The sequence below is a fragment of the Rahnella sp. BIGb0236 genome (genome assembly GCF_004364755.1).
GTDB lineage: Bacteria > Pseudomonadota > Gammaproteobacteria > Enterobacterales > Enterobacteriaceae > Rahnella > Rahnella victoriana.
Genome location: NZ_SOAO01000022.1, coordinates 1 through 14,879, shown reverse-complemented (window position 1 = coordinate 14,879; position 14,879 = coordinate 1). Strand labels below are relative to the sequence as shown.

The window sequence follows — 14,879 nt, the reverse complement described above, 5'->3', positions numbered from 1 at the left end:
AAACCAGAAATGATAAGAAACCAGAACGAACATACCATCGAGAATGAACTTGATATCCGTGGCCTGTGTTGCACCTTATGGAAAGGGAAATTCTGGATCGCAGGTCTGGCAATACTGTTTGCTTTAGTGGCGCTTGGGTCGACTTACCTGATGAAGCAGGAGTGGAGTTCCACGGCGATCACCGATCGTCCTACCGTGAATAACCTGTCGTCCTATTTCTCTCAGGCACAGTTCCTGCGCAATTTAGATATACGTAATGCGCTGCAGTCCGACAACAACCGTCCGCCCATCTCTGAGGAGGCGTACAATGAATTTGTCATGCAACTGGCTGCCTACGATACCCGTCGTGACTTCTGGATGCAGAGCCCGTATTACAAACAGCGTCAGGAAAATGATCCCCGCGCGGATGCAGTGTTGCTGGATGAGCTGATTAACGACATTCAGTTCACCGCCCGTGACGACGCGAAAGTACCCAATGATATTGTCAAACTGACCGCTGAAAACGCCCCGGATGCCAATAAACTGTTGCGCCAGTATGTGAATTTCGCCAGCGCCCGTGCCGCACAGCATTTATATGACGAGCTGGAAGGCGCATGGGCGGCGCGTACGCAGTCCATGAAAGCGCAGGTGAAGCGTCAGGAAGAAGTCGCGCAGACTATTTTCAAACGTACAATGAACAACACTGAGCAGGCGCTGAAGATTGCTCAGCAACAAAATATCACTAAAAGCGTGACGGACACGCCTGCCGAAGAACTGCCTGATTCCGACATGTTCCTGCTGGGAACGCCGATGCTGAAAGCGCGGTTAGAATTATTGCAGGCTTCCGGGCCGGGGTATGATCTGGATTACGATCAGAACCGGGCGATGCTGTCGACACTGAATGTCGGCCCGACACTGACGGCGAAATTCCAGACTTACCGTTATCTCAGAACCCCTGAAGAGCCGGTGAAACGTGACAGTCCGCGCCGGGCCTTGCTGATGATCATGTGGGGCATTGTCGGCGGTTTAACCGGTGCAGGCGTTGCGCTGACTCGCCGTAAAAACAAGAGAAACACATTGTGAAAGTGTTGACGATTTTCGGCACCCGTCCGGAGGCCATTAAAATGGCGCCGCTGGTGCATGCGTTGTCGCAGGATGCGGCCTTTGAATCCCGGGTGTGTGTCACGGCACAACACCGTGAAATGCTCGATCAGGTCTTGAGGCTCTTTGAAATCACTCCGGATTATGATCTCAATATCATGAAACCGGGGCAGGGGCTGACAGAAATCACCAGCCGGATCCTGACCGGCCTGAAGCCTGTTTTAGACGAATTCCGACCCGACGTGGTGCTGGTGCATGGTGATACGACCACCACCTTATCGGCCAGTCTGGCAGCCTTTTATCATCAGATCCCGGTCGGGCACGTCGAAGCGGGTTTGCGTACCGGCGATCTGTCCTCGCCATGGCCGGAAGAGGGTAACCGTGTCTTGACCGGCCATCTGGCAAAGTGGCACTTTGCGCCCACCGAAAATGCCCGGACCAATTTACAGCGGGAAGGCATTTCTGCTGACGGCATTTTTGTCACCGGGAATACGGTGATTGATGCGTTGCTCTGGGTGCGTGACCGCGTCAAAAATGACACCTCATTGGCGCAGCAACTGGCTGAAAACTATCCCTTCCTTGATGCGGCTAAAAAACTGATTTTAGTGACCGGCCATCGTCGCGAAAGCTTTGGCGGTGGATTTGAACGGATTTGCTCGGCGCTGGCAGAAATTGCCCGCCAGCATCCGGACGTACAGATTGTGTATCCGGTGCATCTCAATCCGAACGTCAGCGAACCGGTAAACCGTATTCTGCAAGGCATTGATAATATTATTCTGATCGACCCGCAGGATTACCTGCCGTTTGTGTATCTGATGGATAAAGCCTGTCTGATCCTGACGGATTCCGGCGGGGTGCAGGAAGAAGCGCCCTCGCTGGGCAAACCTGTGCTGGTCATGCGGGAAACCACGGAGCGGCCGGAAGCCGTTGATGCGGGAACTGTCCGGCTGGTGGGAACCGATCCCGCGACAATCGTCGAGGAAGTCAACCGACTGCTGAACAATGAAGATGAATACAACAGCATGAGCCGGGCGCACAATCCTTACGGCGACGGGGATGCCTGTCGCCATATTCTTGACGCACTGAAAAATCATTGGGTAGCACAATGAGTTTTAATACTATTTCTGTCATCGGGCTGGGTTACATCGGTCTGCCGACTGCCGCGGCTTTTGCATCTCGCCAGAAAAAAGTGGTCGGCGTGGACATCAGCCAGCACGCGGTTGACACCATTAACCGTGGTGCGATCCATATCGTTGAACCCGATCTCGACCTGCTGGTGAAGCAGGCCGTGGACGCGGGTTTTTTGCATGCAGTGACCCGTCCTGAACCTGCCGATGCTTTTCTGATCGCCGTCCCGACGCCGTTTATGGGCGATCACCTGCCGGACATGAAATTCGTTGAGTCCGCAGCGCGTTCCGTCGCGCCGGTGCTTAAGAAAGGCGATCTGATCATTCTGGAATCGACATCGCCGGTCGGCGCAACCGAGCAAATGGCCGCATGGCTGGCCGAAGCGCGCCCTGATCTGCGCTTCCCGCAACAGGCTGGCGAACAGGCTGATGTCAATATCGCGTATTGCCCGGAGCGTGTTTTACCGGGGCAGGTGATGGTTGAGCTGATTAAAAACGACCGTGTGATCGGCGGCATGACACCACTGTGTTCGCAACGTGCCAGCGAGTTATACAACATTTTCCTCAAGGGTGAATGTGTCATCACCAACTCCCGTACTGCTGAAATGTGCAAGCTGACCGAAAACAGCTTCCGCGACGTCAACATTGCTTTTGCCAATGAACTGTCACTGATTTGTGATGCGCAGGGAATCAATGTCTGGGAGCTGATCCGTCTGGCAAACCGTCATCCGCGTGTGAACATTTTGCAGCCTGGACCGGGCGTGGGCGGTCACTGCATCGCGGTTGATCCGTGGTTTATTGTGGCGCAAAACCCTGAGCTGGCGCGGATTATCCGCACCGCGCGTGAAGTGAATGACAGTAAACCACACTGGGTGGTGGATCGCGTGAAAGCGGCGCTCGCCGATTGCCTCACGACAACCGGCAAACGTGCCGCCGAGATCAAAATCGCCTGTTTTGGTCTGGCGTTTAAACCGAATATCGATGACCTGCGCGAAAGCCCGGCAGTCGAAGTCACACACCTTATTGCGGACTGGCACGCCGGGGAAACCTGGGCCGTTGAGCCTAATGTTCAGCAACTGCCAGCCTCCCTGAACGGTAAAGTCACCCTGCATACGCTTGACGATGCGCTGAAAGAGGCCGATCTGCTGGTGATGCTGGTCGATCATCAGTCGTTCAAAGCGATCCCTGCCGATCACATTGAGCAATCATGGATTGTGGATACCAAAGGGGTATGGCGTTGAAAAAAATACTGGTCACCGGCGGAGCAGGCTTTATTGGCTCTGCGGTCGTCAGACATATCATTCAGAACACAGCGGATAAGGTTATCGTTGTCGATAAACTGACTTACGCCGGAAACCTCGATTCATTAGCGGAAGTCTCAGACGATCCCCGTTATGCCTTTGAACGGGTGGATATCAATGATCGGCCGGCGCTGGATGCTGTTTTCTCCCGCCATCAGCCTGATGCCGTGATGCATCTGGCGGCTGAAAGTCATGTCGACCGCTCTATTGACGGTCCGGCGGCCTTTATCGAAACGAATGTGGTGGGCACTTATCAGTTGCTGGAAACGGCTCGTCAGTACTGGCAGACCCTGCCGGAACCCGCGCGGCAGGCATTCCGTTTCCACCATATTTCTACGGATGAAGTGTTTGGCGATCTGGAAGCAACCGATGCACAGTTCACCGAAACAACGGCTTATGCACCAAGCAGCCCTTACTCTGCGTCTAAAGCGGCCAGCGATCATCTGGTGAGGGCGTGGCTACGCACCTACGGGCTGCCGACATTGGTGACCAATTGCTCCAACAATTACGGCCCGTACCATTTTCCTGAAAAATTGATCCCGTTGGTGATCCTCAATGCATTAGCCGGTAAACCTCTGCCGGTGTATGGCGATGGCGGACAGATCCGCGACTGGCTTTATGTTGAAGATCATGCGCGCGCGTTATATCAGGTTGTGACGGAAGGTGGCGTGGGCGAAACCTACAATATCGGTGGTCATAACGAGCGTAAAAATATTGAGGTCGTCAGGGGCATTTGTGAACTGCTGGAAGAACTGGTGCCGCAGAAGCCCGGTCACCTTACGCATTACCGCGATTTAATCACTTTCGTTAAAGACCGGCCGGGGCACGACCTCCGTTATGCGATTGATGCAGGTAAAATTGAGCGTGAACTGGGATGGAAACCGGCAGAAACCTTCGAAACGGGTTTACGTAAAACGGTGATGTGGTATCTGAATAATCAAACCTGGTGGCAGCGCGTTCAGGACGGCGGCTACCGTGGTGAGCGTCTGGGTCTGAAGGACTGATGTTTACTCTGCAAGGTTCAACGGAGGATAAGCGATGAAAGGCATTATTTTGGCCGGTGGCTCTGGCACCCGGTTGCACCCGATCACGCGTGGCATGTCGAAACAGCTGTTGCCGATTTATGACAAGCCGATGATTTACTACCCGTTATCTGTGCTGATGCTGGCAGGTATCCGCGATATTCTGATTATCACTACGCCGGAAGATAAACCTTTCTTCCAGCGTCTGCTGGGCAATGGGGAAGAATTTGGTATCAGGCTGACGTATGCCGAGCAGCCAAGCCCGGATGGCCTGGCACAAGCTTTTCTGATTGGCGAAGAATTTATTGATGGTCAGCCGACTTGTCTGGTGCTGGGCGACAATATCTTCTTTGGACAGGGTTTCAGCCCGAAACTGCGCTCGGTCGCTGCCCGTGATAAAGGTGCCACCGTCTTTGGTTATCAGGTGATGGATCCTGAGCGTTTTGGCGTTGTGGAATTCGATGACGATTTCCGGGCTTTATCTATTGAAGAAAAACCGGCGCATCCAAAATCCAAATGGGCCGTCACCGGTTTGTATTTCTATGACAATCAGGTGGTGGATTTCGCCAAACAGGTTAAACCTTCCTCACGCGGCGAACTCGAAATTACCTCCATCAACCAGATGTACCTCGAAAGCGGCGAACTGTCGGTCGAGTTACTGGGCCGTGGCTTCGCCTGGCTGGATACCGGCACCCATGACAGTCTGATCGAAGCCAGCTCGTTCGTGCAGACCGTTGAAAAACGTCAGGGCTTCAAAATTGCCTGTCTGGAAGAGATTGGCTGGCGTAATGGCTGGTTAGACGATGAAGGCGTAAAACGCGCCGCCCGGACGTTGGCAAAAACGGGTTACGGGCAGTATTTACTGGATTTGCTCCATGCGCGTCCACGGCAATATTGAGCCGCTGGGCTGGGAGAGCGATTTCTTTCAGCTTAAAAGCGCCCGCCTGACGCCGGATGCTTCTGCGCCGGAAATCACGCCGCAGAGGCTGGATCAGTATGCGCTGGTGCAGGCGAAAGTGGATGCCGGTGAGACAGACACACTGGACGCGCTTTCTGCGCTGGGTTTCCGGCTGGCAGAAGGCGAGACGGACGTTTGTGTGCGGATCGGGCCTTCCGATCTCGGGCTACCGGCGGGACGCCTCGCGGTTCCGGAGGATATGCCCGAGGTGGCCGCGATTGCCCGTCAGGCATTTCGCTTCAGCCGTTTTCGCTCGCCCTGGTATCAGCCCGAAGACAGCGGCCGCTTTTATGCGACGTGGGCGGAGAAAGCCGTATCAGGCACGTTCGACCATCTTTGCCTGTGGGTCGATGATGAGCAGGGCAACAGTCTGGGTTTTGTGACGCTGCGAACGCTGCCCGATGGTGAAGCGCGTATTGGTCTGCTTGCCGTCCGGCCTGAATGTCAGGGACGGGGAGCGGGCAAAAAATTAATGGCGGCTGCGAAAAAATGGTCTGCTGAACAGGGCGTGTCGCGTTTATATGTCGCCACGCAAACCAGCAACCTCGCGGCCTTAAATCTTTATCTCGCCAGCGGTGGCACCGTCACCGGCACGGCATATTGGTTGTACAGGTGAAACGATGATCCCTTTTAACGCGCCACCGGTGGCAGGTACTGAACTTGATTTCATGCGCGAGGCGATGAGTAGCGGCAAATTATGCGGTGACGGCGGATTTACCCTGCGTTGCCAGCAATGGTTCGAAACGCGCTTTAACTGCCCGAAAGTTTTGCTGACGCCTTCCTGTACGGCATCGCTGGAAATGGCCGCCTTATTGCTGGATATCCAGCCCGGCGACGAAGTGATCATGCCGAGTTTCACCTTTGTCTCGACCGCCAACGCGTTTGTGTTACGCGGGGCAAAAATCGTCTTTGTGGATGTCCGCCCGGACACCATGAACATCGATGAAACCCTGATAGAAGCCGCCATCACCGACAAAACCAAAGTGATTGTCCCGGTGCATTACGCGGGCGTGGCCTGTGAGATGGACACCATTATGGCGCTGGCCGACAAGTATCGCCTGTTTGTGGTGGAAGACGCCGCGCAGGGCGTGATGTCGACTTACAAAGGCAAAGCGCTGGGCACGATCGGGCATATTGGCTGCTTCAGTTTTCACGAAACCAAGAATTACACCGCAGGCGGTGAAGGCGGCGCGACGCTGATTAACGACGCGAAGCTGATTGACCGTGCGGAAATTATTCGCGAAAAAGGCACTAACCGCAGCCAGTTCTTCCGTGGTCAGGTGGATAAATACACCTGGCGCGACATTGGTTCCAGCTATCTGATGTCCGATTTGCAGGCCGCGTATCTGTGGGGAAATCTCGACGCCGCTGAGAAAATTAACCAGCGCCGTCTGGTCATCTGGAATGAGTATTATGAGGCGTTGCAGGGTCTGGCCGACGCGGGGCGCGTGCAGTTGCCTTCTGTCCCGCAAGATTGCGTGCAAAACGCCCACATGTTCTATGTGCGCCTGAATGATATTGAAGATCGTGATGCGTTCATCCGCCATATGAAAGCGGCGGATATCCTGACCGTATTCCATTACATCCCGCTGCATGCCTGTCCGGCGGGCGAAGAGTTTGGTCGTTTTGCGGGCGTCGATCGCTTCACGACAAAAGAGAGCGAGCGTCTGGTGCGCCTGCCTTTGTTCTATAACATGACCGATGACACGCAGCGCGCGGTGATCGCGGCCATGCTGCAATATTTCGCCTGATATGTCGCTGGCAAAAGCGTCAGTCTGGACCGCCGGTTCCACGCTGATTAAAATCGGTGCCGGACTGCTGGTGGTAAAATTGCTGGCGGTGACGTTCGGGCCGGATGGCGTCGGGCAGGCGGGGAATTTCCGTCAGCTGGTGACCGTCCTGGGCGTGCTGTCCGGTGCCGGTATTTTCAACGGTATCACCAAATATGTGGCTGAACATCATCAGGATCCCGCCCGGCTAAACGCCGTGCTGGGGACGTCGTCGTCGCTGATTTTAGGTTTTTCGGCGCTGCTGGCGGCGGTGTTTCTGATAGCGGCCGCCCCGATCAGCGTCGGATTATTCGGGCACGATCGTTATCAGTCCGTTGTCCGTGCCGTGGCGTTTATTCAGATGGGGATTGCCTGCGCCAACTATTTTCAGGCCATCCTGAAAGGTTACCGCGATGCCATGGGCAACGCGCTGGCAGTGATCGGTGGCAGTCTGATCGGTTTACTGGCCTATTTGTTGTGTTTCAAACTGGGTGGCTACGAAGGCGCGCTGGCCGGTCTGGCACTGGTGCCTGCGCTGGTCATGCTGCCTGCCGGGGCGATGCTGTGGCGGCGAAAATCCTTCCCGCTGGCGTATCTGAAACCGGGCTGGGATCGCTTTATTGCCAGCCATCTGGGAAAATTCACGCTGATGGCGCTGATCACCTCCGTCACCTTACCGGTGGCGTATGTGATGATGCGAAATCTGCTGGCGGCGCATTACAGCTGGAAAGACGTGGGGATCTGGCAGGGGGTCAGCAGCATTTCTGATGCCTATCTGCAATTTATCACCGCCTCGTTCAGCGTGTATTTATTGCCGACTTTATCGCGCCTGACCGACAAAAAAGACGTGACGCGCGAAATCGTCAAATCGCTGAAGTTCGTATTGCCCGCCGTGGCGGCCGTCAGTTTTACGGTCTGGCTGTTACGGGATTTCGCCATCTGGCTGCTGTTTTCTTCTCAGTTTGTGGCGATGCGTGACCTGTTCGCCTGGCAACTGGTCGGTGACGTTCTGAAAGTCGGCTCGTATGTTTTTGGGTATCTGGTGATCGCCAGAGCTTCTCTGCGTTTTTACGTGCTGACTGAAATCAGCCAGTTCGCGTTACTGACCGGATTCTCACACTGGTTGATCCCGATACGGGGTTCTCTGGGCGCAGCGCAGGCCTATATGGCGACCTATGTCGTTTATTTCGCCCTGTGCTGCACCGTATTTGTTATTTATCGTAGACGAGCATGACAACGCTGATTCACGTTTTGGGATCTGACATTCCCCACCATAATGTCACCGTGCTGCGCTTTTTTAATGATGTTCTGGCCGAATGCGCGCCTGAAAAGCTGATTTATCATTTTATGGTGGCGGCAGCGGATGCGTCGGCCTTTGCCGAATTTACGCGTCTGGACATCCGGGTTTATCCGGATAAAAAATCGCTGGCGGACGCGGTGATTGCCCGTGCGCAGGATCGCACCCATCACTTTTTCTTTCACGGGCAATTTAACCCGACCCTGTGGATTGCCCTGCTGACCGGTAAAATTAAATCGCAGCAGGCCAGCTGGCATATCTGGGGTGCCGATCTTTATGAATCTGCCGGAAGCCTGAAATTCCGCCTGTTCTATCTTTTACGGCGGCTGGCGCAGGGGCGGATCGGTCACGTATTCGCCACCCGTGGCGACCTGATTCATTTCCATCAGCGACACCCGCGTGTGCCGTCGTCGTTGCTCTATTTCCCGACGCGGATGGATCCGGCGCTGACGCTTTCAGCCGAACAAGCGGAACCGGAAGGGCCCATGACCGTGCTGGTCGGTAATTCCGGCGATCGCAGTAACCGTCATAGTGAAGCGCTGCGTTCGCTGCATCAGCAGTTTGGCGCGGATATCCGGGTGATTATTCCGATGGGGTATCCGGCCAATAATGACGGTTATATCGAACAGGTGCGCACTGAGGCGCTGAAGTGGTTTGCGCCCGAAAACATTGAACTGATGACCGGTTCAATGCCTTTTGCGGATTACCTTGATGTGTTGCGCCGTTGCTCGCTGGGCTATTTTATCTTTGACCGCCAGCAGGGTATCGGCACACAGTGTTTGCTGATCCAGTTCGGCGTGCCGTTTGTGGTCAGCCGTCAGAATCCGTTCTGGCAGGATCTGGCCGAGCAGCATCTTCCGGTGCTGTTTTACGGTGATGCGCTGGATGCCAGAACCGTGGCGGAAGCGCGTCGTCAGTTACTGCATACTGATCGCCACAACATTGCGTTCTTTAATCCGAATTACATCGCGGGCTGGCAACAGGCGTTGCTGCTGGCGGCGGGAGAAACATCATGACACTGGCACAGCTTGGCGGCCTGTCTGTGGTTTACGGCTTCTCGCTGCTGTTCATCCTGACCCTGACGTATAAAGAATTTCGCCGTGTGCGTTTTAACTTCAACGTCTTGTTTTCACTGCTCTATCTGCTGACGTTTTACTTTGGCTTCCCGCTGACCTGTCTGCTGGTTTTCCAGTTTGATGTCCAGGTCGTGCCGGTGGAAAACCTGTTGCAGGCCATGCTGGCCGCCACCTGTTTCTACGCCATTTATTACGTCAGTTACAAAACGCGGCTCAGGGCAAAGCGTGAGGGGCCGTCACGTCCGCTGTTTACCATGAACCGCGTGGAAACCCATCTGACCTGGATAATGCTGGCGCTGATTGCCATCGTTACCGTTTCCATCTTCTTTATGCATAACGGTTTTCTGCTGTTTAAGCTCAAATCTTACAGCCAGATATTTTCCAGTGATGTGTCCGGCGTGGCGCTCAAACGTTTCTTCTACTTCTTCCTTCCGGCGATGCTGGTGGTGTTCTTTCTCAAACCTGATCCGCGCCGCTGGCTGTTTTTCCTGGTCAGCACCGTCGCGTTTGGTTTGCTGACTTACATTATCGTCGGCGGTACACGCGCGAACATCATCATCGCCTTCGCGCTGTTTTTGTTTATCGGCATTGTCCGTGGCTGGATCAGTTTGTGGATGCTGGCGGCGGCGGGCGTGCTCGGCATCGTAGGCATGTTCTGGCTGGCGCTGAAACGCTACGGCCTGAACGTCAGCGGCCCGGAGGCGTTTTATACCTTCCTGTATCTGACGCGTGACACCTTCTCACCGTGGGAAAATCTGGGGCTGCTGCTGCAAAATTACGACAAAATCAGCTTCCAGGGGCTGGCGCCTATCGTCCGCGATTTCTATGTCTTTATTCCGACCTGGCTATGGCATGACCGGCCAGGCATCGTGCTCAACTCAGCCAACTATTTCACCTGGGACGTGCTGGATAACCATTCCGGGCTGGCGATATCGCCGACGCTGATCGGTTCGCTGGTGGTCATGGGCGGCGTGTGGTTTATTCCGCTGGGCGCGGTGGCGGTCGGGATGATCATTAAATGGTTCGACTGGCTGTACGAAAAAGGCAAGGCGGACACCAACCCCTACAAAGCGGCCATTCTGCAAAGTTTCTGCTTCGGTGCGGTGTTCAATATGATCGTGCTTGCCCGCGAAGGCGTGGATTCCTTCTTCTCGCGGGTGGTCTTTTTCTGTGTTGTTTTCGGTGCCTGTCTGGTCGCCGCAAAATTACTGTACTGGATGTTTGACGCTGCCGGGCTGATCCGTGCCAAAATGCCGGCCGGAAAAAACCTCATGGAGCCTCTGGCCGTAAGGACAATGAATGAATCAGGAGAATAACGTTCCACAATACGATATTCGTGGAATACGCCTTTGGGGCTTTCGCAGTATGGCCCATTTTCTCGATTATCTTTTTGCCGGTCATCAGGTCAAAACCGGCGCACTGGTGGCGATGAATGCCGAAAAACTGCTGACCGTCGAAAGCAACCCGGAAATGAACGCGCTGATCAGTCAGGCGGAATATAAATATGCCGACGGGATCAGCATCGTGCGGGCCATCCGCCGTAAATACCCGCAGGCCAGGATTTCGCGCATTGCCGGTGCCGATCTCTGGGAAGGGCTGATGCAGCGCGCAGGCCGCGAAGGCACGCCGGTCTTTCTGATCGGCGGCAAAGCGGATGTGCTGGCGCAGACGGAAGCGAAACTGCGCGCGCAGTGGAACGTCAATATTGTTGGCAGTCAGAACGGCTATTTCCCGCCGGATCAGCGTGAGGCGTTATTCGAACGGGTGAAAAGCAGCGGCGCTGCCATTGTGACGGTGGCGATGGGCTCGCCAAAGCAGGAAATCCTGATGCGCGATTGCCGCCTTGTGCATCCCGACGCCCTCTATATGGGGATTGGCGGAACTTATGATGTCTTCACCGGCCATGTGAAACGCGCGCCAAAAATCTGGCAAAAAATGGGGCTGGAATGGTTCTACCGCCTGATTTTACAACCGAGCCGTTTGCGCCGTCAGCTTAAGCTGCTCAAATTCGTTCGCTATTACTACACCGGTCGCCTGTAAAACTTGCGCCGCGCGGGATTTTAAGCGCGGCGTTTTACCTCTCATTTCATTTCGCCCGTTACCGCCGTTTGCATCCCGTCTTGTCTGGCAATGCGTATCTTTCTTCATTGTGGTTTGCAACTCATCCTGAAATGCGGAACCATAACGCCGTTTTTCCGCCTTCAGCGGGGGAATATCACAATAAAAATAACATTCCGGTCATTCCGGAAGGCAAATGCAAACACGAGAAATTGAGGATTTATGGCGAATCAAGAAGAAAAGGGTGGGCTACACCGGGGGCTTGAGGCAAGGCACATCGAGCTGATAGCACTGGGCGGCACCATTGGTGTCGGATTGTTTATGGGCGCGGCGAGTACCCTGAAATGGGCGGGGCCGTCGGTCTTGCTGGCCTATATTCTGGCCGGGGTGTTCGTCTTCTTTATCATGCGTTCTATGGGCGAGATGCTGCATCTGGAGCCGGTAGCCGGTTCGTTTGCCGTCTATGCCCATAAATATCTGGGGCCGTATTATGGCTATCTCACCGCATGGAGTTACTGGTTTATGTGGATAGCGGTGGGGATTTCAGAAATCACCGCCATCGGCGTCTATGCACAATACTGGTTCCCCGAGTTGCCACAGTGGATCCCCGCACTGGCCGCCGTCGCCATTGTCGCCGCGGCCAACCTTGCCGCGGTGAAACTGTATGGCGAAATGGAGTTCTGGTTCGCGCTGATCAAAATCACCACCATCATTGTGATGATCGTGGTCGGGCTGGCCGTCATCTTCTTCGGCTTTGGCAACCACGGTGAAGCCGTCGGCTTTGCCAATCTGACCGCGCACGGTGGCTTCTTTGCCGGCGGCTGGAAGGGTTTCCTGTTTGCGCTGTGTATTGTCGTGGCGTCCTATCAGGGCGTGGAACTGGTGGGGATCACCGCCGGTGAAGCGAAGAACCCGCAGGTGACGCTCAAACGTGCAATCAACAACATTCTCTGGCGTATCCTGATTTTCTACGTCGGTGCGATTTTCGTTATCATCACTATCTTCCCGTGGAACGAAATGGGCACTCACGGCAGTCCGTTTGTGCTGACCTTCGCGAAGATTGGTATTGCTTCAGCGGCCGGTATTATTAACTTTGTGGTGCTGACCGCCGCGCTCTCCGGCTGCAACAGCGGCATGTACAGCTGCGGACGCATGTTGTATGCGTTGTCGCAAAACCGTCAGTTGCCCGCGTTGTTGAGCAATGTGTCGAAAAGCGGCGTGCCGGTGTACGGTATTGCGATCACCATTTTGTGTCTGCTGGTCGGTTCGTGCCTGAACTACATCATCCCGAATCCTGAAAAGGTGTTTGTGTATGTCTACAGTGCCAGTGTCCTGCCGGGCATGGTGCCGTGGTTTGTGGTGCTGATCAGCCAGCTGCGTTTCCGCGATGCACATAAAGAGAAACTGAAAAACCATCCGTTCAAATCGATTCTCTTTCCTTATACCAACTATCTGACGCTGATTTTCCTGGCGTGCGTGCTGGTCGGTATGGCGATTAATCCGGATACGCGGGTTTCTTTGCTGGTAGGCGGTATTTTCATCGCGGCGGTGTCGCTGATATACTTCGGCCTCGGCATGCACAAGCGTGCCGCGCAGACGGCAGAAAAAGCAAAATAACGTCGTAAGTCATGGGTGGGGAAGGCAAGACGCTTACTTTTAATGCGTATTGGATAAAGCGTAATCAAACGCAATATTTCTGATAAAAAGCACTAGACAGCCAGACGTTAAAACCGTAGTATCCCCACCCGCAACGGCGCTAAGCGCCCGTAGCTCAGCTGGATAGAGCGCTGCCCTCCGGAGGCAGAGGTCTCAGGTTCGAATCCTGTCGGGCGCACCATTTAGTATGCGCTAGAGTTGCGGTGGAATGTTGAAGTCAGACAGTTCACGTTAGTTAGAGATATGGTGGCTATAGCTCAGTTGGTAGAGCCCTGGATTGTGATTCCAGTTGTCGTGGGTTCGAGTCCCATTAGCCACCCCACTCTAAAAATGGTTTTGTGATTGTGACATGCGATGGTGGCGGAATTGGTAGACGCGCTAGCTTCAGGTGTTAGTGTCCTTCGGATGTGAGGGTTCGAGTCCCTCCCTTCGCACCACACACAAAATACATTTAAATGATGCAGTTAGCGTCAGAAAGTAGTAAGATGCACGACATCGGCGAGTAGCGCAGCTTGGTAGCGCAACTGGTTTGGGACCAGTGGGTCGGAGGTTCGAATCCTCTCTCGCCGACCACATTCTAAGAAACCTGCTTTTTAAAGCAGGTTTTTTTTCGTCTGTAGTAAAGAGGATGAGAACCTCCGAAGGAGGTTTGAGCCGAGCGAAGCGAGACCACGTTGCTTTAGCAACGGCCCGCAGGGCAAGCATCGAAGATGCGCATAATCCTCTCTCGCCGACCACATTCTAAGAAACCTGCTTTTTAAAGCAGGTTTTTTTTCGTCTGTAGTAAACCTTTCATTTTCTCTTTCCCGCTTTTGTTGTTTATCCGCGACATACCCGTTTTCTTTTGTCTCTGACGGGAGACACTTATCTCTTTGAAAATCATGCGTTAATTGAGCTGGTGGTTCTGATGTCGTTTAGAGACGACAGATCGCCGGGGGCAGGAGAGGGATAAAAGCGGTCAGTCAAAAGAGTTATCTCTGCAGCGTAAAATAAAATCCTTTATAATCAATGATATTAAATATTTTTCAGCGGGTATTGCCATAGTGGCACGTCTCCTGCAATATTCCCGCCGTAGATGCTCATTCCACCTATTATGTTTGCTCCGGCTTCATAAACCTGGGAATGATGCAGAGCCAATTTACAGTGCCTATTGTCATCCTGACCGATAACGCTGATGCGCTATCATCCAGAAGGCAAAACGTTGAGTGAGGCACTAAATCTGTTGTCCTGGACCTGATTGTTTTATACACCTGCATAACCGGCAGGTGTTTTTTTTTGCCCATACCCGTCATCCTTTGAGCTGCAGAGGTGTTGGCTGCTCTGAGTCACCCGAATCAGTGACTTAAGTCAGCTCATTGGGATTCCTGCGTTTGCCGCCTTTCTGCAACTCAAATGATTTAGGGTATACGTATTGATGACATAAAAAAGGCTCCCGAAGGAGTAATGCCAGTCAGTTAAGCAACAGACTGGCTTTTTTCTGAGCTTTAGGATACTTCCAGGGCCTTTCCTTTACCACTCGGGGAAAGGCTCTTTCC

At 53.9% G+C, this 14,879-nt stretch carries 12 protein-coding genes, 4 tRNA genes and 1 other RNA gene; all 17 read left to right on the top strand.

Translation table 11 applies throughout. The features are described from left to right. Positions 1–9 precede the first annotated feature (9 nt). The 17 genes from wzzE to EDF78_RS24745 all read left to right on the top strand — a co-directional run bounded on the left by wzzE (position 10) and on the right by EDF78_RS24745 (position 14,081). Positions 10–1,062, top strand: coding sequence for an ECA polysaccharide chain length modulation protein (gene wzzE, locus EDF78_RS24825; protein WP_133824163.1), 1,053 nt, complete (start codon positions 10–12; stop codon positions 1,060–1,062). After that, complete coding sequence (gene wecB / locus EDF78_RS24820) at positions 1,059–2,189, top strand: UDP-N-acetylglucosamine 2-epimerase (non-hydrolyzing) (protein ID WP_095924182.1); 1,131 nt, start codon at positions 1,059–1,061, stop codon at positions 2,187–2,189. Before wzzE ends, wecB begins: the two co-directional genes overlap by 4 nt. Further along, entirely contained in the window at positions 2,186–3,448 is a 1,263-nt protein-coding gene (wecC, locus tag EDF78_RS24815; RefSeq protein WP_095924183.1) for a UDP-N-acetyl-D-mannosamine dehydrogenase, read from the top strand. Before wecB ends, wecC begins: the two co-directional genes overlap by 4 nt. Further along, positions 3,439–4,512, top strand: a complete 1,074-nt coding sequence (gene rfbB, locus EDF78_RS24810; RefSeq protein ID WP_208294501.1) for a dTDP-glucose 4,6-dehydratase — start codon at positions 3,439–3,441, stop codon at positions 4,510–4,512. Before wecC ends, rfbB begins: the two co-directional genes overlap by 10 nt. A gap of 34 nt (positions 4,513–4,546) precedes the next feature. Beyond that, positions 4,547–5,428: a glucose-1-phosphate thymidylyltransferase RfbA gene (gene rfbA / locus EDF78_RS24805; protein WP_095924184.1), complete on the top strand. Its 882-nt coding sequence runs from the start codon at positions 4,547–4,549 to the stop codon at positions 5,426–5,428. After that, entirely contained in the window at positions 5,406–6,104 is a 699-nt protein-coding gene (gene rffC / locus EDF78_RS24800) for a dTDP-4-amino-4,6-dideoxy-D-galactose acyltransferase (RefSeq protein ID WP_131694297.1), read from the top strand. The genes rfbA and rffC overlap by 23 nt, the downstream gene beginning before the upstream one ends. 4 nt (positions 6,105–6,108) lie before the next feature. Further along, a complete protein-coding gene (gene rffA / locus EDF78_RS24795; protein ID WP_133824156.1) occupies positions 6,109–7,239 on the top strand; it encodes a dTDP-4-amino-4,6-dideoxygalactose transaminase in 1,131 nt (376 codons plus the stop codon). 1 nt (position 7,240) lies between these two features. Further along, positions 7,241–8,491 (top strand): lipid III flippase WzxE, encoded by a 1,251-nt coding sequence (gene wzxE, locus EDF78_RS24790; RefSeq protein WP_133824155.1) that lies wholly within the window; start codon positions 7,241–7,243, stop codon positions 8,489–8,491. After that, positions 8,488–9,570, top strand: a complete 1,083-nt coding sequence (locus EDF78_RS24785; RefSeq protein ID WP_095924188.1) for a TDP-N-acetylfucosamine:lipid II N-acetylfucosaminyltransferase — start codon at positions 8,488–8,490, stop codon at positions 9,568–9,570. The genes wzxE and EDF78_RS24785 overlap by 4 nt, the downstream gene beginning before the upstream one ends. Next, the gene (wzyE, locus tag EDF78_RS24780; RefSeq protein WP_095924189.1) at positions 9,567–10,946 is read left to right on the top strand and encodes an ECA oligosaccharide polymerase; all 1,380 of its coding nucleotides are present in this window, start codon (positions 9,567–9,569) and stop codon (positions 10,944–10,946) included. Before EDF78_RS24785 ends, wzyE begins: the two co-directional genes overlap by 4 nt. Continuing rightward, on the top strand, positions 10,930–11,670 hold the full coding sequence (wecG, locus tag EDF78_RS24775) for a lipopolysaccharide N-acetylmannosaminouronosyltransferase (protein WP_095924190.1): 741 nt from the start codon (positions 10,930–10,932) through the stop codon (positions 11,668–11,670). Before wzyE ends, wecG begins: the two co-directional genes overlap by 17 nt. Before the next feature lie 240 nt (positions 11,671–11,910). Next, on the top strand, positions 11,911–13,305 hold the full coding sequence (locus EDF78_RS24770; RefSeq protein WP_095924191.1) for an amino acid permease: 1,395 nt from the start codon (positions 11,911–11,913) through the stop codon (positions 13,303–13,305). Positions 13,306–13,448: 143 nt separating this feature from the next. Continuing rightward, positions 13,449–13,525, top strand: a tRNA-Arg gene (locus EDF78_RS24765). Between the two features lie 65 nt (positions 13,526–13,590). Then, positions 13,591–13,666: transfer RNA gene (locus tag EDF78_RS24760), tRNA-His, on the top strand. Positions 13,667–13,695: 29 nt separating this feature from the next. Then, a tRNA-Leu gene (locus EDF78_RS24755) sits at positions 13,696–13,781 on the top strand. Positions 13,782–13,840: 59 nt separating this feature from the next. Next, positions 13,841–13,917, top strand: a tRNA-Pro gene (locus tag EDF78_RS24750). 34 nt (positions 13,918–13,951) lie between these two features. Next, positions 13,952–14,081, top strand: a non-coding RNA gene (locus EDF78_RS24745) — RtT sRNA. The last annotated feature ends 798 nt before the right edge of the window (positions 14,082–14,879 follow it).